Origin of the sequence: Mesorhizobium sp. M1307, assembly GCF_040318155.1 — a bacterium.
Taxonomy (GTDB): Bacteria; Pseudomonadota; Alphaproteobacteria; order Rhizobiales; family Rhizobiaceae; genus Mesorhizobium.
In genome coordinates, this window is sequence record NZ_JAMYLR010000015.1 from 1 (window position 1) to 24,986 (window position 24,986).

Sequence of the window (24,986 nt, forward strand, 5' to 3'; positions counted from 1 at the left end):
TGTCCTCGAGCCACATCAAATTGTACTTCTCGACCGCGCGAGCGAACTTGATCGCATCGGGCAGCATCCAGCCCGGGCCGCAGTCGAGCGCCAGGCTGACCTTGTCGCCCAGCACTTCCTTCATCGCGATCACGCAGTCGAGCATGTGGTTGAAACCGCGCTCGCTGATGACGCCCTGATCCATGGCACCGTGGTAGCCAGCCTTATTCTGCTTCACGCCGTAATGGAAGTCCTCGATGGTGTCCTTCATGTTGGAGTGGAACGAGATCCCTTGCTTGATCATGAAGAAATTCTGCGGCTGCTCCATCATCCATTTCACGTCAGCGGCGTAATCCTCCGGCCGGTCCCCCGTTCGCTTCTGGCGGATCGAGCCGTTATAGACGCGCACCTTATCGCGCACCTTGCCGCCGAGCAGTTTGTAGGCCGGCACGCCTGCGGCCTTGCCGGCTATGTCCCACAGCGCATGCTCGATAGCGCTTACCGCCGCGCCATAGGGCTTGAAAGAGCCGCGTTGGCGGATCTTCAGCATCACCCGCTCGACGTCGGTAGGGTCCTCGCCGATCAGCGCCTCACGGAAATGCAGCACCCAAGGCTTGAGATAGGTCTTGGTGAACTCGACTTCGCCAAGGCCATAGAGGCCCTCGTCGGTAACGATGCGGACGATGGGATGTTTGCCGATGACGGCGCAGCGGAGATCGGTGATCTTCATCTTCGGTTCTTTTCGCCTCAGCTCCAGATACGGTCCCAGGAATACTCGTTGTCCCAGTGATCCGTGGGCTGCCAGATGCCGGTGACACCCGGCTGCAGATGCTGCGAGATCACCTCGTCGACGACGTCGTCAATCCCCAGGCCAGGTTTGTCCGGAACAGTGATAAAGCCGTCGCTCACGAGCGGCTTGGGAACGCCGGTGACGATATCGTCCCACCAGTCGACATCGGCAGAGTGGTATTCGAGCGCCATGAAGTTTTCGGTCGCGGTCGCGACATGTGCCGCGGCCATTGCGGCGATCGGACTTTCGGCCATATGGATGGCCATTGCGACGCCGTGGTCCTGGGCCATGTCGCCGATCTTCTTGGTTTCGAGGATGCCCCCGCTGGTGAGCAGGTCCGGGTGGATAATGGAGAGGCCGCCGCTCTTGAGCAGAGGCTCGAAGCCTTCCTTAAGGTAGATGTCCTCGCCGGTGCAGATCGGCACCGTGGTGGCGGCCTGCAGTTGCCGGAACTGCTCGGTGTACTGCCATGGGATCACATCCTCGAGCCAGGCCGGCACGTATTTTTCAATCCGCCTGGCGAGCCGAATGCCGTTCTGCAGCGAGATGTGGCCGACATGGTCAATGGCGAGCGGAATATCCATGCCGATAACATCGCGAACCTCGGCAATGTACTGTTCAAGCAGGTCGAGGCCCTTGTCGGAAAAGTGGAGGCCGGTAAACGGATGGGGGACGTTATGCAAATCGTAAGCGGCATTGCGGGCGCGCCGCTCCTCCATGGTCTTGACCGGGCCGCGGCCGGGATGGATGCGGTACCGTTCAAGTGAACCGGCAGGGGAGACGACCGCACCGGGTACATCCGCAATCTGCATCAGCCCCAGATCCATCTTGAGGAAGGTGAAGCCGAGCGCCATGCGCTGCCTGAGGCGCTTGCCGGTCTCGGTGCCGCTCGGCACGGTAGCGTCGGTGTCGCAATAGACGCGCACCTTCTCCCGAAACCGGCCGCCGAGCATCTGGTAGATGGGGACGCCATAGGCCTTGCCGGCGAGATCCCACAACGCGATCTCGACCGCCGAGACGCCGCCGCCTTGCCGGCCGTGGCCACCGAACTGTTTGATCCGGCGAAACAGGCGGTCGATGTCGCAAGGGTTCTCGCCAAGCAGCCGGCTCTTCAGCATCAACGAGTAGGTGGGACTGGCGCCGTCGCGCACCTCGCCAAGCCCGACGATGCCCTGGTTGGTGTAAATCTTGAGCAGGGTTGAGGTGAACGGCGCGCCGACGATTTCGGCTACCCGCATGTCGGTGATGCGAAGCTGGGATGGCTTGGAATTCGCGTTCACCCGATTGAGCGCTTCGTCGGCGCCACCTGTCTTTGCCATGACTTATCCTCGTTTTCGGCTTGTCGTTCCGCACCCTGGGCCGGCATAGAGTGTTGCTAGCCCAGCTCAATCTCGTGGGCCTGCAGGTAGTCGCGGTCCATCTCAATACCGAGACCAGGCTTCGACATCAGCTTGAGGCTGCCGTTCGAAATATCGAGTGGTCTGTCGATCAGGTGATCGTATTTGCCCAGGTTCCACTCCGATGTTTCGAGTTTGTAGAAGTTGGGAACGGTCATCATTACCTGCGCTCCCGCAACCACGTTGATCGGTCCCGCGGCGTCATGTGGCGAGACCGGCACGTAGTAGGCTTCGCACAGCGCAGAAATCTTCTTGAGTTCGGTAATGCCGCCGGTCCAGGTAACGTCGGGCATGATGTAGTCGGCGAGCCTGTTCTCGAGTACCGGCACGAAATCCCACTTCGTGTGGCCGCGCTCGCCCCACGAGATGGCGGTATTGACCTTCTCACGCACCTGCTTGAGGGCGTTAAGGCTCTCGGGCGGGCAGGGCTCCTCAAACCAGTCGATCTGGCCGGCCTCCTCGAGGCTCCGACAGAGGCGAATGGCGGTGGGGACGTCGAAGCGGCCGTGCGCATCGATGAGAATGTCCACATCGGGTCCTGCCGTTTCGCGGATCAGAGCCGTGAGTTCGGCGGCTTCGCGCTCGTCCTTGCGGGTCATGCTGCCATCGAGGTAGCCGTCTCGCTGTTCGCGGGGCAGGCCATCGGCGCTGCGGCCCTGGTGCGGGTAGGGATCGAACTTGAGCGCAGTGTGTCCGGACTCGACAATGTCTAGAATTTCGCGGACCACAGCCTCCTTGCTGGTGAATTTGGCCTGGTTGGGATGGGTGTAGAGCGCGATTTCATCGCGTACCGGCCCGCCAAGCAGCTCGTAAATCGGCTTGCCGAGGACTTTGCCCCGGATGTCCCAGAGGGCAATATCGATGGCGCTCACGCATTCGACGGCGGCGCCGCGGCTTCCCATGTAGGTGAAGCTGCGGAAGATCTTGTGCCAGAGATGCTCGATACGCGCCGGATCCTCGCCTGTCACGGCGACGCCGATCTGCCGCAGGATCGTGCAGAGAGCGCGGTTGGCGAGCCTTGTCGTGGTGGTGATCTCTCCCCAGCCACTTACTCCCTCGTCGGTCGTCACTTCGACGAACAGGAACTCTCCCCAGTAAGAAGCATCGGACTTGATCAGCCACGGCCGAATGCTCGTGATTTTCATCTCAACTACCTTTGCCTGGAAGTGGTCAGTTAGCGATGTTCTGGACTGGACATTCTATCCGGCCCGAGCGGCGTTGCGCGCTCGCATCTGTTCGAGAATATGCCGGCCCGAACCCTCGACATGGCGGGAAACGAGTTCGGCTGCCTTGTCGGCCTCTCCCGCCTTCACAAGCGCGATGAGTTCGCGGTGCTCGCGCATGATCGCGGCACGTCGCGCCAGCGTGAAATTGAAACGACGGCTCACGGCTCGCAGCACTTCGCGATGCTTCCACCAAAGCTCGGCGGCGTGGCGGTTGTAGTGCCGCTGGTACATCACGGTGTGGAAAGCGGTATCCAGCTCACTATGCCTGAATGTGTCGGCGAAATTGTTCTCTTCGATCAGGCCTTGGAGACGTTCGAGTTCGGCGATGTCCTCGCCGGTAGCCATATTCACAAACCATCGTGTCAGGGCTGGCTCGATCAGAACACCGATCTCGTAGATATCCCGGACAAAATCCTGATCAATGGGTCGCACGCGCGCCCCGCGGTTGGCGACAAAGGTGACAAACCCTTCGCCGCGCAACAACTGCAGGGCCTCGCGCACAGGATTGGTCGAAGTGCCGTGACGCCGGGCGAGATCGGTGACGACAAGCCGTTCGTTGGCAGCGAGCCGTCCCTCGATGATATCTTCCCTGATCAATTCATAAAGCGAGGCGCCCTCGCTGGAGGCCCCGATGGGATCGGTCCCCACCGGTGGCATCGCTTTGAAATCGCTTATTTCGGCCAAGGCCGGGCTCCCCAATTTAATACATACCTTGCCCGATATCACACACGGCTTTCGCAAACAATGTACGATTCTGCGCGTTGACAGGCAATCCATGATCTGAAAACGTACCAAGTGATCGAGAGGATACACTGAGCTGACAGAAGCATCCTCGCGATCGAAACGAGCAAGGACCGCTCTAGGGCGGCATGGGAGAACCAGGGAGGATACCTATGACGAGAATTGCGCTCGGCAGTGCCGTCCTGCGCGGCACTGTCGCCACTGCTTTGATGGCATCCCTGACGTCTACATCGGCGCTGGGTGCGCCACCGGTCGATCTGAGCAAGTGGTCGCCGGAATATGTGCGCTCCATCGCCGGCACACAGGACTTTGACACGGCTGCCGATTGCGCCAAGGTTACCCCGCTCGACTACAAGGGGCGACTGACTTTCTGGTATCAGGGCGTGTTCGAGGGCGACCCCGACCTCCTGCGCCAGTACTACAAGGATTTCTTCGAGACCTTCCGCAAAACCTATCCGAACATCCAGCTCGAGGAACAAGCCCTCACCTATAACGACCTTCTCGACAAGTTCCGCACGGCGCTCCTGGGCAATGCCGCGCCTATGGCGGTCCGCCTGCAGATCCTGGGCGGTACCGAGTTCGCCTCAAAGGGCTATCTGCAGCCGCTCAAGCCAGAGGATGTGGGGTATTCGACCGAGGATTTCTGGCCCGGCGCCATGAAGGCAGTGACCTGGGAGGGCGTGACCTACGGCATTCCGACCAACAACGAGACGATGGCGTTCATCTGGAACGCCGACATCTTCAAGCGTGCGGGCCTCGATCCAGACAAGGCTCCGGCAACCTGGGACGACGTCGTCAAATATTCCAAGCAGATCCACGACAAGCTCGGCATTGCCGGCTACGGCCTCGTGGCGCGCAAGAATGCCGGCAATACGCCGTACCGCTTCATGCCACAGCTATGGGCCTATGGCGGCGGCGTCTTCGACGAAGCGACGGCAAACCCGACCTATGAGCAGGTCCAGCTCGATAGCCCGCAGAGCAAGGCGGCGCTGCAAGCCTCCTACGACATGTATGTTCGCGACAAGTCGGTTCCGGTTTCGGCGCTCACCAATCAGCAGGCCGATAATCAGCCCCTGTTCGTCGCCGGGCAGCTCGGCATGATGATCTCGCACCCGTCCGATTACAACGTCATGCTCGACCTGCAGAAAAAGGCGACGGGCACCGACAAGGACAAGGCGCAGACGGTCATCGACAACATGCGCTACGGCCTGATCCCGACTGGCCCCGACGGCAAGCGCGCCGTCGTGTTCGGCGGCTCGAACATTCACATCCTGAAGCCCGAATATGTCGAGGGCGGCAAGGTAGACGAGCCGGCTGCGAAAGCTATCATCTGCATGTGGACGAGCCCTGAATGGTCGCTGAAGATGGCCTACGCCGGATCAAACCCGGGCAACCTCAACGGCTTCAAGACCAAGTGGATGAAGGAACGTCTGGACAACATCAAGTTCCTCGACGTCACCACCTCGATGCTGCCATACGGCATCCCGTTCCCAGCTCTGCCGCAGGCCCCCGAGATCATGAACATCATCATCCCGGACATGCTGCAGAATGCCCTGACCGGAGCGATGACCGTCGACGAGGCAGCGGACGACGCGGCCAAGAAGGTAAAAGACCTGATGGGCGGACTCTAGTCCAGGCCACACCTACGACCTAGACCGGCTGCGCCGCTGGCGCAGCCGCCTCGTTCCGAAGAAAAAGGGCACGCCACAAGTGACGATCGTGACCGGCAAGGCCGAGGCTCGCCGAAGATTGCAACCCGGTTGGTCCGGCGCGCTGCGGAAGATCTGGGAACATCGCGCGGACTACGCGTACGTGCTCCCAGCGATCGCCGTGATGCTCATCGTCATCGCCTATCCGATCTACTACACGGTCGAGCTGTCGTTCTTTAAGACACCGCCTGGCCTGCAACTCCGCGACAAGACCTTCATCGGCTTCGACAACTACACGACCATCCTCACCAGTCAGGTGTTCTGGAAAGTCACCTGGAACACACTGATCTGGACTCTGGGGTCAACTTTCATCTCCTTTGTCCTGGGGTTTGCCACAGCGCTGGCGCTCCACCGCGACTTCATCGGCCGTGGTGTCCTGCGCGCCGTCCTGATCATCCCTTGGGTCATCAGCGCCGTCGCCGCCTCCTACATCTGGAAGTGGATCTACCATTCGGATTTCGGGATCATCGGCGCGGTGCTGGTCGGCCTCGGATTGGCCGCCCAGCCGCCGAATTTCATCGACAATGTCAGCACGGTGCTGCCCTCCCTGATCGTCGTCAATATCTGGCGCGAGTTTCCGTTTGCCATGATCATGATGATGGCCGGCCTGCAGACAGTCCCCGACCAATTGCTGCGTGCCGCAAAAGTCGACGGTGCCAATGCATGGCAGCGCTTTTGGCACGTCACCTTCCCGCACTTGCGCAACGTCTCGGTGGTGACGATGCTGCTGCTCGCGGTGGCCAACTTCAATTCCTTCATCATCCCCTGGATCATGACCGGCGGCGGGCCGTCGAACGCATCGCATATCTGGATAACCCACATTTATGAGCTCGCCTTCGGACGGCAGCGCTGGGGCGTGGCATCGGCCTATTCGGTGCTCCTGTTCCTCACGCTGATGACGCTGGGCTACTTCTACGTCCGTGCGTTAAGCGGCAACGAGCGGAAAGAGGGGAGCGCCTGATGAGCACGATTACCGAGACAGCGCCTCGAGCCCAGACCCGTCGCCGCATGCGCGTCGACGGATGGCGGTGGGCCGGGCGCATATTCCTCGTGTTCATGCTGCTTTATACCGCGTTGCCGATGATCTGGATGCTGATCACCTCGATCAAGTCCGGATTCGCGGCGACACAATTCCCGCCGCAATGGTGGCCGGACGAACCTACCCTCGCCAGCTACCAGAAACTGCTCGATCCGCAGAACAGCGTCGGCCAGGACTTCCTGCGGTTCTTCTGGAACAGCCTTTTCGTGTCGACCGTCACGACAATCCTTTCGGTGATCGTGGCTGTCCCAGCGGCCTACGCGTTTTCGCGTTTCAGTTTCCCTGGCCGGAATTTCCTGTTCTTTGCCGTGCTGCTGCGCAATATGTTCCCGGCGGTGATCTTTCTCGTGCCACTCTTCATCCTGATGCGCGCGATCGGTCTGATAAACACGCATGGCTCACTGATACTCACCTATCTCACCTTTGGCCTGCCGCTGGCGATCTGGCTGCTCAAGGGCTTTTACGACAATATCCCGGTGCAGCTTGAGCAGGCGGCGCGCATCGATGGCGCAACACGGTTCCAGGCCTTCATCATGATCGTGATGCCGCTCTCGACGCCGGGGATCATCGCCACCGCAATCTATTCCTTCATCGGCGCGTGGAACGAGTACATCTACGCCTACACCTTCCTCTCCAAGAACGAGCAGTTGACCCTGCCGGTCGGCATCCAACGCTTCTTCTCGGAAAATACGACGGACTTTCCGGGCCTGATGGCGGCCAGCTTTATGATGAGCGTGCCCGTCGTGGTGCTGTTCCTGGTCCTGCAACGATACTTTGTACGCGCCCTTACAGAGGGCGCGGTCAAGCACTAGGGAGTTGCCGATGGCCCACGTGGTCCTCCAAGATCTCGTCAAGAGCTATGGCAGCTTCAAAGCTGTCAACCACGTCTCGCTGACGGTCAATGACGGCGAGTTCGTTGCGCTCGTCGGGCCTTCAGGCTGCGGCAAGACAACCACGCTCAATCTCGTCGCTGGGCTGACCCCGATCACAGCGGGCGACATCATCATCGGCGAGCGGGTGGTCAACGACCTCGACCCCAAGGACCGGGACATCGCAATGGTGTTCCAGAACTACGCGCTCTACCCGCAGAAATCGGTCTACAAGAACCTGGCGTTCCCGCTTCAGATGCGCAAACTCCCCAGGGACGAGATCGACAAGAAGGTCAAGGAAGCGGCGCGAGTGCTCGACATGACGCACCTGCTCGAGCGCAAGCCGCGCGAACTTTCGGGCGGGCAGCAGCAGCGTGTGGCCCTTGGCCGTGCCCTCGTTCGCGACCCCGCGGTGTTCCTCATGGACGAGCCACTGTCTAACCTCGATGCCAAACTGCGCGTGCAGATGCGGTCGGAGATCAAGCGTTTCCACCAGGACCTCAAGGCGACGATCATCTATGTGACGCACGACCAGCTCGAAGCCGTGACCATGGCTGACAAGATGGCGGTGATGAATGGCGGCTACCTGCAGCAATACGATTCACCGGCGCAGGTCTTCGCCCATCCGGTGAACATGTTCGTGGCCAGCTTCATCGGCAGCCCGGCGATGAGCCTTATTCCGCTGGAGGCATCGACGGCAAATGGCAACACGGTGTTGACCGGCGCCGAGGGCTGGCGCCTTGAGCTCTCACCGCGCAATGCCCAGAAGGTGGCGAAAGCGACGACCAGGAAAGTCGTGCTCGGCGCACGTCACTCGACGATCAAGCTCCACAAGAGTGCGGTCCCTGGTTCCATTCCGGCCAAGACCTACACGGTGGAACCGACCGGCGACGTCACCTTCGTCCAGGCGTTCCTGTCCGGCGCCATCGTCAACGTCAGCGTGCCGCCGAACATTGCCGTCGCGCCCGACGAGCAGATCTGGCTCGAGTTCGACCAGGAGCGGATGCATCTGTTCGATGGCGAAACTGAAATGGCCCTCAAGGCCAACTGAGATAGGGCGAATGCGCGTGAAACGTGGGCGTGGATGACTGAGAAGCTTAAGATCACCGCGATCAAGCCCTATCCGGTGTGGGTAGGAACGCGCAACCAGATGCTCGTCAAGGTCGAGACCGACCAGGGCATCTTCGGCTGGGGCGAGAGCGGCTTGAGCGGTCGCGAGAGGGCCGTGGCCGGCGCGGTCGAGCACTATCGCGAGTTTCTCATCGGCCGCGACCCGATGCAGATCGGGCGGATCTGGCAGGAGATTTACCGCAGCCAGTACTTCGAAGGCGGGCGAGTCCTTCAGGCGGCGATTTCCGCCATCGACATCGCCCTTCACGACATCAAGGGCAAGGCGCTGGGCGTGCCGGTCTACGAGCTGCTGGGCGGCAAGCAGCGCGACCGCATTCCCACCTTTGCCTCGACCGGCGACGAGGCCGAGGGCGACGTTGCCATCGAACGGGCCCGCGAACTTCGCGCGCAGGGGTGGCAGGCGATCCGCTTCTTCCCCTTCGGGCAAAACAGCAAGGACATCTTCGAGCCGCGCGAGTCCATCGGCGCCACCGCGGGTATGCTGAACAAGGCGCGCGAGGCGCTGGGCGACGACGTGGTCCTCGGCCTCGACTATCATCATCGGCTGTCGGTGGCAGAGGCCGCGAGCTTCTGCAACAAGCTCGGTCGCGGCGTGCTTGATTTTCTCGAGGAGCCGATACGGGCCGAAACGCCGGAGGCCTATGAATCGCTGCGCACGATGACCGAAATCCCCTTTGCCATAGGCGAGGAATTTGCCAGCAAGTGGCAGTTCCTGCCCTACATCGAGCGCGGCATCCATCAGTTCAACCGGATCGATGTTTGCAATGTCGGCGGGCTCACCGAGGCGATGAAAATCGCTGGCTGGAGCGAGGCGCATTATGTGGACCTGATGCCGCACAATCCCCTTGGCCCAGTGTGCACGGCCGCGACCGTGCATCTCGCCGCCGCGGTACCCAACTTCGCATGGCTCGAGACCAGGGCGCCCGAAACAAAGCTGGGCTTCGACAATTCCGACTTCTTCCCCGTGCAACCACGGCTCGACGGGACCGATTACCCGGTCGGCGATCTGCCTGGGCTCGGCGTCGAGGTCAACGAAGTTGCGGTCCAGGCGCAGAGTTTGCGTTTCTGGGAAGCGCCTCACCTTAAGCGCCGCGACGGTTCTGTTACGAACTGGTAGTTCCATTCAATCGGAGTCCACAATGACACATACTTCCGACATCATGCGGCCGCCTAAAGACCTGATCGACGCACTCAGGGAGATCGGCGCCGCGACGGTTGCCGGCACGCTTGGCCATATGGGTTTCCGCAATCCGCACATGGTCGGTCCGGTGGCGCAAAACCACGGGAAGTCGATCGTCGGGCCTGCGCTGACGCTGCAGTTCCTGCCGCAGCGGCCGGACCTCTTCACCGAAGGAGAATATGCCGATCCGGAGACACAGCTGCACCGGCACGTGCTCTATCACGCGCAGGAGGGCGATGTGGTCGTGGTCGACGCGCGCGGCGACATGAGCTCGGGCGTCTTCGGCGACATGATGTCGACGTATTTCAAGGGCAGGGGCGGGGCGGGTATCGTCATCGATGGATGCATGCGCGACCGGCCCAATGTCGAAAAGCTCGATCTGCCCCTATGGCTGCGCGGCTGGACGCCAAACTATCACGTGCAGACCAGCATCTATCCCAACGCCGTCAACGTTCCGATTGCCTGTGGCGGTGTCACGGTGATCCCCGGCGACATCATTGTCGCCGACGACGACGGGGTGGTGGTGCTTCCCGTCGCAATGGCCCCGAAGGTGATCGAAGAATCACAAAAGCATCACGATTGGGAGGAGTTCTCGCGAGCGAAGCTCATGGAGGGCGGGCCGTTGCAACGCTACTATCCGCTGCATGACGATGCCCGCGGGGAGTACGAGGAGTGGCGCAAAACAAACCGCCTGGAGAACCCGAGTTAGTCAGCGGGCCTTGGCGATCAGTTCTGTAAGGCAATCAGCAGCGTCCGTCCCTGGCACGCCAAGATCTCTGACACTGTCCATATGGTTGCGGTTCGTGAGCACAAGCGATGTTACCAACGATCCCTGCCGCAGCAAGCCCGCTATGAATCGATCGGCTTGCTGATGGAAGGGTGGCGTCTCATTGGCTCCGACCAGAACCGCCGCCTTGGTTTGAGGATCATGCCGACAGGCGAGCGGCGTGAACATGGCGACTTCCTCGTCGGTTATTCCAATCTCGTCGGCGAGAAAGGAATCCTGGAGCGGCTTCAAATCATAGAGTCCGCTCAGGAGAAGGGCTGCCTTCACATTCGAGGGGGTATGCTCGCCCTCGAACAGAAACGTTGCAAGATGGGCTCCTGCCGAATGACCACTGACGGTCAGGGCCGCCGGGCTTCCGCCATGATCGGCGATGTTGGCCAGGACCCACTGCTTGGCCCGGCGCACCTGGTCGACGATCCTCGCCATTCGGACCTTGGGCATCAGAGCATAATCAAGGATGACGGCAATGGCCCCGGCCTGGGTAATCGTCGTCGCCATATATGAATAGTCGCGCTTGGAGAACATTCTCCAGTAGCCGCCATGGACAAAGATGTGCACCGGAAGCGCCGTTCTTTTGCCCGCGGGAAAGAACAGGTCCATGGTCTCGGTCGGATCCGGTCCGTAGGCCACGTCAGCGGTCATCGCAATGGTGGCGCGGGCGACCTCGCTGCGATCAACGAAGTCCTGCACGATTTCGTCAAAATCCGCGACGTGGTCGCGGATGCGAAAGGGATCGCCTTGCATTCTTCTGCTCACATGCTGATGGCGAGGTATTTCGCCTCCATGAATTCCGCAATGCCGTGATGCTGCCCTCCCTCGCGGCCGAGCCCGCTCTGCTTGACGCCGCCGAAGGGGGCTGCCGGATCGGACATCAGCCCGCGGTTGAGAGCAATCATCCCGGCCTCGATCCGCGAGGCCACCCGCATGCCGCGCGCCAGATCGCGCGTGTAGATGTAGGCAGCAAGCCCATATTCGGTGTCATTGGCGCGCGCGATGACCTCGGACTCCGTTTCGAAGCTGGAGATTGGCGCCACCGGCCCGAATATCTCCTCATGCGCCATCTTTGCGTCGCCCGGCACGTCGCGAAGCACTGTCGGAGGGTAGAAGAAACCACGTCCGGACAGGACTGAGCCGCCGCACAAGACCCGCGCGCCGCGTGTGACCGCGTCGACGACAAGGCGGTCTATCTTCTCGACCGCCTTTTTCGTGATCATGGGCCCGCATTCCGTGTCCGGGTCGGTGCCGGCGCCGACCTTGAGCGAAGACATCCGCTTCTCGAGGCCCTCGCAGAAGGCTTCGTAGATGCCAGATTGGACGTAGAGGCGGTTTGCGGCCGTGCAGGCCTCGCCGGCGTTGCGCATCTTGGCCACCATTGCGCCATCGAGCGCCGCTTCGAGATCGGCGTCGTCGAACACAATGAACGGTGCGTTGCCGCCGAGTTCCATGGAACATGAGATCACATGCCTGGCAGCCTCTGCCAGCAGAGCGCGACCCACACCCGTCGAACCGGTGAAGGAGAGTTTGCGCACCCGCGGATCGGCCAGCATGGCGGCTGTCAAAGGCCCGGGACTGGAGGTTGTCAGGACGTTGACCACCCCTGGTGGAACGCCCGCGTCCTGGTAGAGCGCGGCCAGCGAGTAGGCGGTAAGCGGGGTCTCACTGGCCGGCTTCAGGATCACCGTGCATCCAGCGGCAAGTGCCGGCGCGATCTTGCGCGTCGCCATCGCGGCAGGAAAATTCCAGGGCGTGATCAGGATGCATATGCCGATCGGTTCGTAGTCGACCACAATGCGATTGGTGCCGGAAGGCGCAGTACCGAATTCACCGGTAATGCGAACCGCCTCCTCGGCATTCCAACGGAAAAATTCCGCGGCATAAGCGATCTCGCCGCGGGCATCCCGCAGGGCCTTGCCGTTTTCCAGTGCGATGAGAGTAGCCAGTGCCTCCGATCGTTCCGTCATCAGCTCAAAGCAGCGTCTGAGGATCTCGGAGCGCTTTCGCGGCGACGTTGTCCGCCAGCCATGGGCTGCTTTGGCAGCGGCGTCAACGGCGGCGGCCGCGTCCTCCAAGGTCGCATCGGGTACGGCCGCGATGATGGCTTCCGTCGACGGATCAATGACCGGAATTACCCTGCCATCCGCGGACTGCCGCCATTGGCCGCCAATATACAGCCGGTGCGAAATTGTGTGAAAGTCGCTGACGCCCTGATCATCCGACAGAACCTGTGAAAACGTGTTCATCTCGATATTCCCGATTGTTTACATGACGCAGCTGGCGAGGTCGCCATCAAAGGCGGCCTGGACCAGACGTCGCATGGACCTCAAATCGAATGGCCGCGGATTGTTCTTGATGAGGCGCTCGATACCGATCGCCTGTTCCGCCGTCCAATCGAGCTTGTCGGCAGGCAGCCCCAGCTCGGCCAACGTGGGGGTGATCCCGATTGCCCCAAACAGCCGACTGACCTCGCCAATGGTCGCGTCGGCCAACTCTTCGGGCGTCCGGCCTTTTCCATCGAGGCAGAGCGCGTTGGCGATCTCGGCCATCTCGGCCGCTGCGGCTGTTCTGTTGTACTTCATGACGAATGGCAGGATGGTGGCGACACCCAATCCGTGAGCGGTGTGGGTTATCGCGCCAACCGGATATTGCACGGCGTGCGCTGCCGCTGTGCCGGCCGTTCCGAACGCGCAGCCGGCTGCAAGTGCACCCATCATGACGTCGGCCCGGGCGTCCTCGTCGGACGGCCGGCGGTATGCCGTTTCAAGGCTTCGGCCAAGCAGCTTGATCGCCAGCAGGGCGAAGTGATCGGTCAAGGCGGTTTTGCCGACAAAGACATGTTTCTGCGGAAGGCCGGGATCGGTTCCGCGCCTGGCGGCGGTGAAGGCTTCGATTGCATGCGTCAGCGCATCGGCGCCTGCGATCGCGGTTAATGCCGGCGGGCATGTCATCGTCAGTTCAGGATCGCAGATGGCTGCGGCCGCGATCAGATACGGGCTGGAGATGCCGACCTTCAGCGTGCGATCCGGATCCGAGATCACGGCAACCGGGGTGACTTCAGAGCCGGTGCCGGCTGTCGTCGGCACCGCGATCAGCGGCAGCGTCGGGCCGGGCACCTTGAACTCGCCGTAGTAATCCTGGAGCCGACCGCCGTGACTGATGAGCAGCGCGGCGCATTTGGCCATGTCGAGACAACTGCCGCCGCCAATGCCGATCACCACGTTGGGCGCGAACTTCCGTGCTTCCTCGACGCAGACGGCAACGGTGTCCCGAGGAACGTCGGGCAGCACACGATCATGCACCAGTACGTCTATCGAGGCGGCTCGCAGCCCCGTGACAATCTCTGCGAACGGGCCCGTTGCGGCAAAACGTTCATCGGTGCAGACGAGTGCGCGACGCCCGAGCCTCGCCGCGACAACCGGAATGACGTGGCGTTGGCCGTTCCCGAAGAGGATTTCGCGCGGCAGCCTTAGGGCAGCGAAAAGGCTCATGACCTGCATCCTGTGATGATGACTGGATTGGAATGCGAGATGGCGTTCAACTCGGCCCAAAGGCCGGGTTCTATGTAAAACGCGTCTCGCAACGCGGTTGCGTATCGACGTGCCGAACCATCGCCCGCAACGCTGGCTGTCCGTTCAGCAGGTGAGGAAGCACGGGCTGCCAGGGCGGCACGCTGTTCCAGCAGGACCACCGCAAGCGCCATGGCTTTGTCTTGAAACGGCCTCAAATAATATCCTCTATAAAATCGTATAGGATATAGGATTGCATTGGCCGGAGCATCGTGTTAGCAACTTGATGTGTCAAGAGGCAAAAAATGCAGCCCATGAACTTACCCAGTGTAGACGAAGCGAACCCCGCCGGCGGACGTATCCAGCGCTCCAGCAGCTTGGTTGAGGACGTCTACGAAGCGGTCTTTGCGCAACTCATGTCCCTGAAGATTGCGCCGGGCTCGCGCATCACCGTCGACAGCCTGGTCAAGGAATTCAACGTATCCCACACGCCGATCCGCGAGGCGCTCGGCCGGCTCGAAGGCGAAGGCCTGGTGCTGAAGACGCATCTGATCGGTTACCGCGCTGCGCCGCAGATCACGAAACGACGGTTCGATGAACTCTACGAGCTTCGCCTGCTGCTCGAGCCTCATGGTGCAGCCAAGGCAGCGGTGCTCATGGACGAGGCAAAGCTCGCACAGCTTCAGAAATCGGCCGGCGTCATGGCGCGCCGTGAGGGCAAGGACGAGCGGCTGCGGTATTCCAACTTCGCCCGCCAGGATGCCATTTTCCATGACAAGGTCATGGAATTCGCCAATAACGAACTCGTGCGCGAGACGCTGGCGCACCAGCATACCCACTTCCACATATTTCGCCTGATGTTCCACTCGCGCGTCACCGAAGAGGCGCTTGACGAGCATGAGGCCATCCTGGCTGCTTTCGCTGCGGCCGATCCTGCCGCTGCCGAGCAGGCGATGCGTCGCCATATCGAGCATTCCCGCGACCGTTTGTTGCTGGCGTTCGACTGAGACTGTCCCGATGTCGCCCTACCCGCCGTTGACGGTCATCACGCAGGCCAGTGCCAACGAAGACTACTTCCCCGATTCACCCTTCTAGAAACTCAAACCTACCAGGCGAGTACAGGTCTCGCCCGGCCGTTGTCACAGGAAAGGAAGTACCATGCCAGGCAAAAAGATCCTGATGCTGACCGGTGAATTCACCGAGGAATACGAAATCTTCGTCTACCAGCAGGCGATGGAAGCGGTGGGCCACACCGTCCACGTCGTGTGCCCAGACAAAAGCGCCGGAGACCTGATCAAAACATCGCTGCACGATTTCGAGGGCGATCAAACCTACACCGAAAAGCTCGGCCACTATGCGCTGATCAACAAGACCTTCTCCGACGCTGAAAAACAGCTCGACCAATACCACGCTGTTTACTGCGCCGGCGGCCGTGGCCCCGAATACATCCGCACCGACAAGCGCGTACAGGCGATGGTGCGCCACTTCCACGAAACCAAGAAGCCGATCTTCACGATCTGCCACGGCGTGCAGATCCTGATTGCGGTGGACGGCGTCGTGCGTGGCAAGAAGGTCGGCGCACTGGCGGCTTGCGAGCCCGAAGTGACGCTTGCGGGCGGCACCTATATCGACCTGTCTCCAACGGAGGCATATGTGGATGGCACGATGGTTTCGGCAAAGGGCTGGACGGCCCTTGCAGCGTTCATTCGCGAATGTTTGAAGGTGCTGGGAACGGAAATCCGCCACGCGTAGACCTTTGCTCCGACGCATCCAAAAGGGTGCGTCGGTCCTTGCTGCAGCCTCCGTAGCTTCTGCCGATAGTCTCCCGAGCTGATAAGCTTCCGGAAGGCACGTCCCTTAGGTAGCGCGGCCATAACGGTCCCCTCGGCCCTGCGCAACTTTGTCGGTAGTCAAAGGGTGAGGGAAACCAAACTCGCTTACGAGTGATCGGACAACTCGTCTGCTACCTAATCCGGACAACTCATCTGCTTACGACGCTACGAAGTCGCACCGCTGTCGGAAGTCGCACCGCTTGAGTGCCCGACGTTGCTGCTCTATATGATGCGTGATGATTGATGCGCACCAGGAGGGCGACATGAGAACCACACTGGCGATCGATGACGACGTCCTGGTTGCGGCCAAGGCCATCGCCCGGCAGCAGGATCGCAGCCTCGGCGAGGTCATCACCGATCTCGCCCGGCGCTCGCTGCGCCGGCCTCAAGCCGGCGGCGAGCGCAACGGGATTCCTCTACTGTCGCCTCGGCCGGATGCACCGCCTGTCACGCTTGAGACGGTCAATGCCCTGCGAGACGAACTGCCTTGACGTTCCTGCTCGATGTCAATGTGCTGATCGCACTGATCGATCCTGGCCACGTCGCCCATGACGACGCGCATGACTGGTTCGAACAGGCCGGCAACGCCGCATGGGCTACGTGTCCCATCACCGAAAACGGCGTCCTGCGCATCGTCGGCAACCAAAGATATCCCAATTCTCCCGGCTCGCCCGCCGTCGTTGCGCAAATCGTTACCAAGTTGCGGGCTCTGCACGGGCACAGCTTCTGGCCCGACGATGTGAGCCTGGTTGGCTCGGGCGACATCGATGCAGCGAAAATCCTGACCTCGGCACAGGTCACGGATACGTATCTTCTCGCGCTCGCCAAGGCGCGTGGCGGCCAACTTGCGAGCTTTGACCGCAAGCTGTCAGTCGCGGCCGTGAAGGGCGGGAGGTCTGCACTGCACCTGATTCCCACAAGGTAGACCGCCAGGCTCTTTTTGTCTGTTCTGCATCGCCGAACCGCGCAGGTTGAGATAGGCATAGCCGCGCAGCACCATCAGGCCGGTGCGCTCAGGCGCAATGCGCTACCGTTCGTCCAAGGCCACGAGTGTCTCAACATGCCGCCCCTCTTGGATGGTTCGTTCTCCAGCTTCCAGTCAAGGTCGGGCTTGAACCGTTGCGCGGCTGCCTGCGACTGGTACAATGCGTCGGCTTACGAAGCGAAGCTGTTGTTTCTTGGCGACGAATGTTTGCTGGGTGATCCATTGCAAGACATCGGTGCTCAGGGGCGCTGGCGGTGTAGTCGCCAATACTTTCGAGACTGGCGCCAGACAGACGCGCCGCACGTTCGTGTCCCACCTTACCACCTCTAGGACCTCGCGACATCGAGCCTATCCGGAGTGGTTCTACCCGCTGGTCGAAGATAAGCCGTTTCTGACCTTCGGTATGCCGCGGGACGTGTTCATCTCGATGGCTGGCGCGGCCGAGTTCACGCTCGGATTCGGGTTGGAGATGCTCCTCCGGGCACCTCAGCTTCTTGGCCTTGACCACCCTCGGTCCAACGTTGAAGCTGCAAGAGGCAGAAATTCGCTGTTTAGCGACCTTGCCAGGATTCCCCAGGCCCGCGGCCCATCTGGCCAGTTCGACCTCGGCCGCGATGCCCTGTCAGCTGAAACGGTTGGCGCGGAAGGTTGCAAGCATCGGGTGCGGATTGCCGGAGGCGATTTCTTTGGCAAGCAATTCGCCGACGATGAGTCCAAGCGTGGCGCCGCTGTGGCTAAAGGCGACGTGAAGACCGGCGACGGTTTCGACTGAGCCAAGCACCGGCTCGCCGTCGCCGGGGATAGGCTTCGGGCCGACAGCATAGGTAGCGAGTTGGAGCCGCGGATTGCCGTCGAGCACGGCACTGGCCTCGTCGAGTAGTCCTTTGATGGTCTTGTCGTGCACGGTGTAGGTGCCGTCCGGGTTGACCACGACTTCTTCCTCCGACCATGCCGAATCCAAAACAAATGCGCCATCCGGCGTCGGCCGCACTGCCACGCGCGGCGTATTCAGCACGGCACGGAGCTCGGTCTTGGTCGGCTTGGTCTTCAAAAGAAGTGAAATCGGCGTGGCGTCGGGGACACGGACGCCGATCTCCGCAAGCATGACAGGCGTCGCTGGCCCAACGGCAAGGACCATTGCATCCGCCTTTATCGGCGCACCATCGGCAGTGATGACGCCACGCGCGCGACCACCTGTGGCATCTATCCGCACGCGTCCAGCGTCCTGGATAAGCTTGCCGCCGCGGGAGCGGAATTCATTGAGTAGTAGATCGATCAGGGAGGGCAGGTCGACCCATCCTTCGCCAGGATTGAAGATTGCGCCCTGCGGGGTGATTGCATTGGCATTGACGCCGGGCGTCATTGCACCAACTTCGGCAGGGCCGAGCAGAAGCGCGTCATAACCAATTTCCTGCTCCAGCTGGCAGATGGACGCGATCTGGTTCGCCTCATCATCCGCATCCCAGGTGAGGCCGCCGTCAAAGCGAAGCCACGACGCGGTTTCCGGTCTTGTGGCCGCCAGGGTCCGATAACGGTCGATGCCTGCAAGCCTCAAGCGGTGATAGGCAGTGTCGGCACGTCGCGCTGAGTTCAGCCAGGAAAGTGAACGGCCGGATGCACCGTTGGCCGGCGCGCCGTCATTGACAATGGTTACATCAAAGCCAAGACGAGCGAGGTGCAGCGCGGAAGAGGTGCCGAAGATGCCTGCGCCGACAACGACGACTTGGCGCGGTTTTGCAGATGCAGTCATAGGGAAATCCTTCTTCGCAGAAGCCGGGCTGGGAGTTGTTGGATGGCTGCAGAGCGCGGCGGAACTAATAGTCGGTGAGCTTCTTCATGTAGCGCCGGCCATCAAGCATTGGCCGGCCGCGCAGGGCGGCCAGCTCGTAGGCAAAACGCCAAAGCGTGTCGAAGAAGACCAAGGGCACGAGATAAGGTTTGATGTGTTCGGACATACCGCGAAGGTCGAGTTCCGCTCCATCGAGCACCAGGATGTTTTCCCGGCTGCCGTACTTGAAAAGGAAATCGCGGGCCCGTTCGGAAAGGCTCCGCGTTTCGTCCAAACCCACTAAGACCACGAAGCAAGCGTCCCGGTCGACCACCTCAAATGGGCCGTGAAAGAACTCGTTGGCGTGTATGGCCTGCGAGTCGTACCACTGCATCTCCATCAACACGCAGATGGCGTACGAATAGGCCGCACCATAGCTGGCACCGCTGGCCAGAGTGTAGATCGCATTGCGCGGCGCGAAACGGGGGGCGAAGGCCTGAAACCGGTCGGCATAGGTCCGGTGCGCACGCTCGATCGCCGGCTGAAGATGGCTCAGGCTCCTCAGCAGATCGGCAGTTAGCCCGGCATCCTCCCGAGCATCGATCAGGCCGGCGAGCAACATGTAGAGCACGCCGTAGTTGCTGCAGGCTGAATCGACTGCTTTGCCCGTCGTGTAGGAGGCCTGGTAGGCGACTGCGTGGTCGACCGCCAGCGCGAGGGGCGATATCTGGTCGAGTGTCATGGCGATTGTCGTTGCGCCTCGATCCTTTGCATAATTGGCCGCTCGCACAGTTTCGCGGGTGGTGCCGGTCTGCGAGCAAAGGACAACGAGCGCGTCAGGTCCCAACCGTCGCGGAGCTCGGCAGACGAACTCATCCGCGTTGTAGATGTCGCAGGCGAATGTGCCGCTGTGACGGTCGACGAAGTATTTGCCTGCCATCATGATCGAGAGCGAACCGCCGCATGCCACGAGGAATAGGTGCGAAAACTGCGTGCCCGCCGTAGCGATCAGAGCGCGTTCCACGTCGGCGGGCAGGGCGGAAATCATGAGCTTCCTCGTCTCGTTGGCCGGCCCACATTGACAGGTGGGCAGCCATTGTGCGAACGTTATCACACCCTTTAAACTGAAAGTCCTGCAATGGTCAAGATTGCCGCGATAGGCGATAACGTGGTCGATTGTTATCTTGCTCGCGGCGAGATGTATCCTGGTGGAAATTGCCTCAATGTCTCGGTCTATGTCAGCCGCTTCGGCGGGCGATCGGCCTATGTCGGAGCGATCGGCAAAGACCGGGCGGGGGACCTTATCTGCACTGCACTGGCGTCGGAGCGCGTGGACATCACCCGATTACGGCGCCTCGAGGGACCGACCGCTTACTGCCTCATAGGTCACCGCAACGCCGATCGGATTTTCCTGGACTTCGATCTCGGAGTTTCGGTGTTTACGCCGACGCAAGAAGATCTGGATTTTCTCTCGGGCTTTCAGGCCGTCCACATCGGCCAGTCCAGCGGTTTGGACCCGTGGGTTGCCACTGTATCAAGTAAGTCACTGTTGTCTTATGATTTTTCCACGCGACGGGAACCGGGACATCGACGCGAGATTGGACCCCATTGCTATCTGGCTTGTGTCTCGGGTGACGGTCTCGACGACAAGGAATTGGCCGCAATCGCGGCCGAATTGCTTGCATGTGGTTCAAAGTGGGTTCTTGTGACTCGTGGTCGAGCCGGCGCGGTGCTTCACGGCGACACCGTCTCTTACCGAACCCCGGCGCGGTTGGTCAAACCCGTCGACACCCTGGGCGCGGGCGACACCTTCATCGCCAGAACGCTATTCGGCCTGCTTAAGAAAGAGGCGCCTCAAGACATCCTTGGTCATGCCGCGGACGCGGCGGCTGCTACCTGCCGGTACTACGGGGCAATCGGCCATGCGACAGCAATCGACTTAGGAAAGATGACGCCGGAGATCCCCCACGCTTAAGACGGGAAAACCATCTAGCTGCGAAACTCTCCGAAACAATTGACGCGAGAAATGGACAATGCTACAGAAAATGATAACGTTCTCACCTGTCTGACCAAAACGCCACCTAAGAGCGTTTTGATGGATGAGACGTCGAGTGGGATCGCAGGGCCGAGTTCGGCCAATCGTAAGAGGAGAAGACATGCACACGAATTCGAGCAGGCGCCAACTTGTGAAATCCGGTCTGGCGCTGACGATCGCGCTGTTGACAGGACTTGGCACGTTGGCCTCGTCAACGCAGGCAAACGCGGCCGACAACCCCTACAACCTCATCGACCCGACGGTGATCAGCGTCGGAACCATGGGCGATGCGAAACCCTATGTCTTCACCGACGCCAACGGTAACTTCACCGGCTTCGACGCCGAACTCTTCCGTGATGTGGCGCGCCGGCTCGGGTTCAAGCAGGAGCAGGTCGTTTTCACCGGCCAGGAATTCTCGGCGCTGCTGCCGTCCGTTGCCAACGGCCGCTTCGACGTCGCTGTCGCCGCCATCGGCACAACGGCGCAGCGCAAGAAGACCGTGGATTTTGGCGACGGCTATCTCGCCGGCTACCTGTCGATCATTTCGGCGGATCCAGCACTGGCGAGCAATGAGAGCACCGCCGGAAAGCGCATCGGCGTGATCCAGGGAACGCTGCAGGAAATCTATGCCGAGAAGAACCTCAAGGGCGACATTGTCAAATTTCCCGACAACAACACGGCGGTGGCGGCGCTGAATAACGGCACGATTGATGGCCATTTCACTGACTATGAGTCCGCCAAGCAGTATGTGGAGCGCTATAAGAACCTGAAGATAACAATGAACGTGCCGTCCTTCGATGCGCCGGCCGGGTTCGTGGTCAAGAAAGGCAACGATGCCTTCCGCGAGGCGCTCAACAAGGCGCTGCGCGAGGCCATGGACGATGGCACCTGGAAACGGCTGCATGAGAAATGGTTCCCGGGCACTCCGATGCCGGATCAATATCTGCCCAAGAAGTAAATTCGCGCGTATTCATTTTCGTTTCCGGCCGGGCCCGTCAGCAACGGTGCCCGGCCGAGTTATAGATGGCCTTGATATGAGCTGGTTCGATACCTTCGCCCGCAGCTTCCTTGATTTCCAGGCGATGGCAGAAGTTCTGCCAAACATGGTGATGGTCGGCCTCAAGAACACTTTGATCCTGGCCCTTGCCTCGACGTTTTTCGGGACGCTGATCGGTATCGTCCTCGCAGTCATGGGGATTTCCGAGAACCGGCCGCTGAAACTCCTCGCCCGAGTCTACACCGATATCTTCCGTGGGCTTCCTGCCATTGTCACAATCCTGATCATTGGCCAAGGCTTCGCGCGGTTGGGCCGAGATCTGTTCGGTCCATCGCCTTATCCGCTGGGCATTCTGGCGCTCAGCCTGATCGCCGGCGCCTACATCGGGGAGATTTTCCGCGCCGGCATTCAGAGCGTCGAGCGGGGTCAGATCGACGCCACGCGCACTCTCGGTATGACGTATGGCCAAGGCATGCGCCTGGTGGTGATCCCGCAAGGCATCCGTCGCGTCCTGCCTGCACTGGTCAACCAGTTCATCGGCAATGTCAAAGACTCCAGCTTGGTCTATTTCCTTGGTCTGCTCGCCTCCGAACGCGAACTGTTCCGCGTCGGCCAGGACCAGGCTGTGCTGACCGGCAACTTGTCGCCGCTGTTGCTGGCCGGCGTGTTTTATCTCGTGATCACGGTGCCGCTGACCCATCTCGTCAACTACATCGACGCGCGCATGCGCGTCGGCAAACGAATAACCGCCGTGCAGAGTGGCCTCAAGGAAGTCGCCGAGCTTGCCGAAGCCGTCGTGCCGGGAGCAGCGACGTTGCCTGCAGCAGCGCCCACACGCTTCAAGGGTGGCGGCATCGAGGTCAAGAATATCGACATGGCCTACGGCGCCGTCCAGGTGCTGCATGACGTCAGTCTGAAAGTGGAGCCCGGGACCGTCACCTGCCTCATCGGTCCGTCCGGATCGGGCAAGTCGACCTTGCTGCGCTGCCTCAACCGTCTCGTAGAGTGTCGAGCCGGTGACATTCTGCTCGATGGCGAAAGCATCTACAAGCAGACCCCTGACCAACTCCGGCGGCGCGTGGGCATGGTTTTCCAGCAGTTCAATCTATTCCCCGACCGTAGCGCGCTCGCCAACATCACCTTGGCGCTGCGCAAAGTTAAACGCATGTCGCGCGAGGAGGCTAATGACGCGGCCTTGGCGAGGCTAAATGAAGTCGGACTGCTGGAGCGTAAGGACCATCGGCCGGCCAATCTCTCGGGCGGGCAACAGCAGCGGGTGGCCATCGCGCGTGCGCTCGCCCTCGAACCCGAAATTATGCTGTTCGACGAAGTCACCAGCGCCCTCGATCCAGAATTGGTCAAAGGTGTCCTGAACTTGATGGCCGACCTCGGGCGGGGCGGGATGACGATGGTGGTCGTTACACACGAGATGAATTTCGCTCGCAAGGTCGCGAACCAGGTCGTGTTCATGGACGAGGGCCGGATCGTCGAGGCAGGCCGACCAGAAGACCTATTCGACAATCCGCAGAGCCCTCGTCTTCGACGCTTTCTGTCGGAGGTGCTATGATTCAAATGGTGTGCGCAGCGGCGGGTTCTACGGTGTTCGGCCTTGCGGGGCGTGCCTAACTGCCGCTAGTTCGTCGCCACGACGTTGCATGGTCGGCGGGACTTGCTGGGTGACTCAAAGATCCAAAAACGCAACTATCATCGAAGTCGCTCGCCGGGCTGGAGTGAGCTCTGCCACGGCTGGGCGCGTGCTTGGTGACTACGGCTACAGCAGCCCCGAGGTTCAGGAGAGGGTGCGCGCCGCAGCATCTGCGCTGGGTTATCGACCCAATCGCCTGGCCAAAGGTCTGATCACCGGTAAGACCCAGACTATCGGCGTTGTCGTGGGCGACATCGAAAGCCCATTCTATGCAAGCGTGCTGCGCGGAATAGGGGACGTCGCGCGCCGTGGCGGCTTCGGGGTTATCGTTACGAATAGTGACGAAAATGCCGAACTCGAGCGAGAGGCGGTGCAGCTGCTGTTGGAAAAGCAGGTCGATGGTTTAGTCGTCTCATCGACCTTCTTGGACAAGCCGGATCATCTTCGTGACGCAGTCGCGGCCGGCTGTCCCGTCGTGCAGTTCGATCGCATCGTGGCGGGCATGGAAACCGATTCGGTCGTGGTCGATAACGTTTCTGTAACGCGTAGCAGCATAGCGGCGATCATCGCCGCCGGACACAGCCGCATCGGAATATTGGCGGAACTCGGGCCGGACCAACGCGATGATGTTGGCTCCTTTGTGACGAACGCTGATCTCTCCAGCTCCGACGTTCGCTACCATCATCCAAGCTGGCAACGATTGTTGGGTTATCTCGAAGCCCATCGCGCTGCGGGCATTTCGCCGGATCCGCAGTTGATCCGCCGCGTGGCGGTCTATTCCAGCGAGGCAGCACGAAAGGAGGCACTCGATCTACTGACAATGCGCAATGCGCCGTCCGCCCTGTTTACCGCGGACGGTGTGATGTCGACAGGCGTTCTGGAGGCGACATCCGCACTGAAGCTTGCGATTCCAGGAGAGGTTTCGCTGCTTTGCTTCGACGATCTCGACTGGATGCAGTTCGTGGCCCAAGGTATCACAGCCATCGCGCAGCCGGCGCATCTGATCGGGGCGACGGCAGCCGAGCTTCTCTTGAAGAGGCTGGCTGGCGACACCGCACCGTTTGAACACCGTGTCCTCGCGGGTCGCCTGGTGAACCGTAATTCGATTGCGGTTCATCTCAACCGCAACGCCCCTGATCCGGCCGCGACGGTGTAGCTGGAGCCGAATTGCCGCGCCTCTTTGTGCCGAGGTCGATCCCATGCAACGGCTGAATGATAGCTCAAGCGTATTGCTGGGTAGGACTTTTGTCGCTTGCGATGCCCAGCGTGAGCTGCGCCAGAAATCGGGCGAGCCCATCCGGGTTCCGAAACCTAATCACTTGCGGTCGCAGTAGTATGGCTCGGTCGTTGAACGCATAGGCTGCCCGATTTCG

General features: G+C 60.8%; 23 protein-coding genes. 14 read left to right on the plus strand and 9 right to left on the minus strand.

Going from position 1 to position 24,986, the window contains the following annotated elements:
* From NKH16_RS18125 to NKH16_RS18140, 4 genes are all read right to left on the minus strand, one after another.
* Positions 1-709, minus strand: a 709-nt coding sequence (locus tag NKH16_RS18125) for a mandelate racemase/muconate lactonizing enzyme family protein (protein WP_352900861.1), incomplete at its 3' end; no start/stop codon positions are given.
* Positions 710-726: 17 nt separating this feature from the next.
* Positions 727-2,088, minus strand: a complete 1,362-nt coding sequence (locus tag NKH16_RS18130; protein WP_352900864.1) for a mandelate racemase/muconate lactonizing enzyme family protein — start codon at positions 2,086-2,088, stop codon at positions 727-729.
* A 56-nt stretch (positions 2,089-2,144) separates the two neighbouring features.
* On the minus strand, positions 2,145-3,311 hold the full coding sequence (locus NKH16_RS18135) for a mandelate racemase/muconate lactonizing enzyme family protein (RefSeq protein WP_352698781.1): 1,167 nt from the start codon (positions 3,309-3,311) through the stop codon (positions 2,145-2,147).
* 54 nt (positions 3,312-3,365) lie between these two features.
* On the minus strand, positions 3,366-4,076 hold the full coding sequence (locus NKH16_RS18140) for a GntR family transcriptional regulator (protein ID WP_023679253.1): 711 nt from the start codon (positions 4,074-4,076) through the stop codon (positions 3,366-3,368).
* Positions 4,077-4,285: 209 nt separating this feature from the next.
* Between NKH16_RS18140 and NKH16_RS18145 the strand changes: the two genes are divergently transcribed.
* The 6 genes from NKH16_RS18145 to NKH16_RS18170 all read left to right on the plus strand — a co-directional run bounded on the left by NKH16_RS18145 (position 4,286) and on the right by NKH16_RS18170 (position 10,770).
* Complete coding sequence (locus NKH16_RS18145; RefSeq protein WP_352749285.1) at positions 4,286-5,764, plus strand: ABC transporter substrate-binding protein; 1,479 nt, start codon at positions 4,286-4,288, stop codon at positions 5,762-5,764.
* 79 nt (positions 5,765-5,843) lie between these two features.
* Complete coding sequence (locus tag NKH16_RS18150) at positions 5,844-6,803, plus strand: carbohydrate ABC transporter permease (RefSeq protein WP_352449170.1); 960 nt, start codon at positions 5,844-5,846, stop codon at positions 6,801-6,803.
* Positions 6,803-7,693, plus strand: coding sequence for a carbohydrate ABC transporter permease (locus tag NKH16_RS18155; protein ID WP_352503625.1), 891 nt, complete (start codon positions 6,803-6,805; stop codon positions 7,691-7,693). The genes NKH16_RS18150 and NKH16_RS18155 overlap by 1 nt, the downstream gene beginning before the upstream one ends.
* Positions 7,694-7,703: 10 nt before the next feature.
* A complete protein-coding gene (locus tag NKH16_RS18160; protein WP_352832613.1) occupies positions 7,704-8,801 on the plus strand; it encodes an ABC transporter ATP-binding protein in 1,098 nt (365 codons plus the stop codon).
* A 33-nt stretch (positions 8,802-8,834) separates the two neighbouring features.
* Positions 8,835-9,998, plus strand: a complete 1,164-nt coding sequence (locus NKH16_RS18165; protein ID WP_352449168.1) for a mandelate racemase/muconate lactonizing enzyme family protein — start codon at positions 8,835-8,837, stop codon at positions 9,996-9,998.
* A gap of 22 nt (positions 9,999-10,020) precedes the next feature.
* Positions 10,021-10,770: a ribonuclease activity regulator RraA gene (locus NKH16_RS18170; protein WP_352569974.1), complete on the plus strand. Its 750-nt coding sequence runs from the start codon at positions 10,021-10,023 to the stop codon at positions 10,768-10,770.
* Here NKH16_RS18170 and NKH16_RS18175 read toward each other — a convergent pair whose 3' ends face one another.
* Genes NKH16_RS18175 through NKH16_RS18185 form a run of 3 tightly spaced genes read right to left on the minus strand, consistent with a single transcriptional unit; the run spans position 10,771 to position 14,333 of the window.
* The gene (locus NKH16_RS18175) at positions 10,771-11,592 is read right to left on the minus strand and encodes an alpha/beta hydrolase (protein ID WP_502911713.1); all 822 of its coding nucleotides are present in this window, start codon (positions 11,590-11,592) and stop codon (positions 10,771-10,773) included.
* Positions 11,593-11,600: 8 nt separating this feature from the next.
* Positions 11,601-13,088 carry an NAD-dependent succinate-semialdehyde dehydrogenase gene (locus tag NKH16_RS18180; RefSeq protein ID WP_352900874.1) on the minus strand — a complete coding sequence of 496 codons (1,488 nt, stop codon included), beginning with the start codon at positions 13,086-13,088 and terminating at the stop codon, positions 11,601-11,603.
* Positions 13,089-13,106: 18 nt separating this feature from the next.
* Positions 13,107-14,333, minus strand: coding sequence for an iron-containing alcohol dehydrogenase (locus NKH16_RS18185; RefSeq protein ID WP_352900877.1), 1,227 nt, complete (start codon positions 14,331-14,333; stop codon positions 13,107-13,109).
* Positions 14,334-14,656: 323 nt separating this feature from the next.
* Between NKH16_RS18185 and NKH16_RS18190 the strand changes: the two genes are divergently transcribed.
* The 4 genes from NKH16_RS18190 (at position 14,657) to NKH16_RS18205 (ending at position 17,108) form a co-directional block, all read left to right on the plus strand.
* Complete coding sequence (locus NKH16_RS18190; RefSeq protein ID WP_352874306.1) at positions 14,657-15,358, plus strand: GntR family transcriptional regulator; 702 nt, start codon at positions 14,657-14,659, stop codon at positions 15,356-15,358.
* A gap of 151 nt (positions 15,359-15,509) precedes the next feature.
* On the plus strand, positions 15,510-16,103 hold the full coding sequence (locus NKH16_RS18195) for a DJ-1/PfpI family protein (RefSeq protein ID WP_352449162.1): 594 nt from the start codon (positions 15,510-15,512) through the stop codon (positions 16,101-16,103).
* A gap of 343 nt (positions 16,104-16,446) precedes the next feature.
* Positions 16,447-16,674, plus strand: coding sequence for a hypothetical protein (locus tag NKH16_RS18200; protein WP_023679266.1), 228 nt, complete (start codon positions 16,447-16,449; stop codon positions 16,672-16,674).
* Positions 16,671-17,108, plus strand: a complete 438-nt coding sequence (locus NKH16_RS18205) for a TA system VapC family ribonuclease toxin (RefSeq protein ID WP_352449161.1) — start codon at positions 16,671-16,673, stop codon at positions 17,106-17,108. The genes NKH16_RS18200 and NKH16_RS18205 overlap by 4 nt, the downstream gene beginning before the upstream one ends.
* Before the next feature lie 682 nt (positions 17,109-17,790).
* Here the strand turns inward: NKH16_RS18205 and NKH16_RS18210 are convergent.
* Together NKH16_RS18210 and NKH16_RS18215 are read right to left on the minus strand one after the other, a co-directional pair.
* A complete protein-coding gene (locus NKH16_RS18210) occupies positions 17,791-18,918 on the minus strand; it encodes an NAD(P)/FAD-dependent oxidoreductase (RefSeq protein WP_352449160.1) in 1,128 nt (375 codons plus the stop codon).
* Between the two features lie 64 nt (positions 18,919-18,982).
* A complete protein-coding gene (locus tag NKH16_RS18215) occupies positions 18,983-19,984 on the minus strand; it encodes an SIS domain-containing protein (protein WP_352449159.1) in 1,002 nt (333 codons plus the stop codon).
* A 90-nt stretch (positions 19,985-20,074) separates the two neighbouring features.
* On the opposite strand from NKH16_RS18215, the gene NKH16_RS18220 reads away from it, so the two are divergent.
* The 4 genes from NKH16_RS18220 (at position 20,075) to NKH16_RS18235 (ending at position 24,769) form a co-directional block, all read left to right on the plus strand.
* Positions 20,075-20,911 carry a PfkB family carbohydrate kinase gene (locus tag NKH16_RS18220; RefSeq protein WP_352449158.1) on the plus strand — a complete coding sequence of 279 codons (837 nt, stop codon included), beginning with the start codon at positions 20,075-20,077 and terminating at the stop codon, positions 20,909-20,911.
* Between the two features lie 181 nt (positions 20,912-21,092).
* Positions 21,093-21,929, plus strand: coding sequence for an ABC transporter substrate-binding protein (locus NKH16_RS18225; protein WP_352900883.1), 837 nt, complete (start codon positions 21,093-21,095; stop codon positions 21,927-21,929).
* 76 nt (positions 21,930-22,005) lie between these two features.
* Positions 22,006-23,535, plus strand: coding sequence for an amino acid ABC transporter permease/ATP-binding protein (locus NKH16_RS18230; protein WP_352449227.1), 1,530 nt, complete (start codon positions 22,006-22,008; stop codon positions 23,533-23,535).
* 88 nt (positions 23,536-23,623) lie between these two features.
* On the plus strand, positions 23,624-24,769 hold the full coding sequence (locus NKH16_RS18235) for a LacI family DNA-binding transcriptional regulator (RefSeq protein WP_352900886.1): 1,146 nt from the start codon (positions 23,624-23,626) through the stop codon (positions 24,767-24,769).
* The last annotated feature ends 217 nt before the right edge of the window (positions 24,770-24,986 follow it).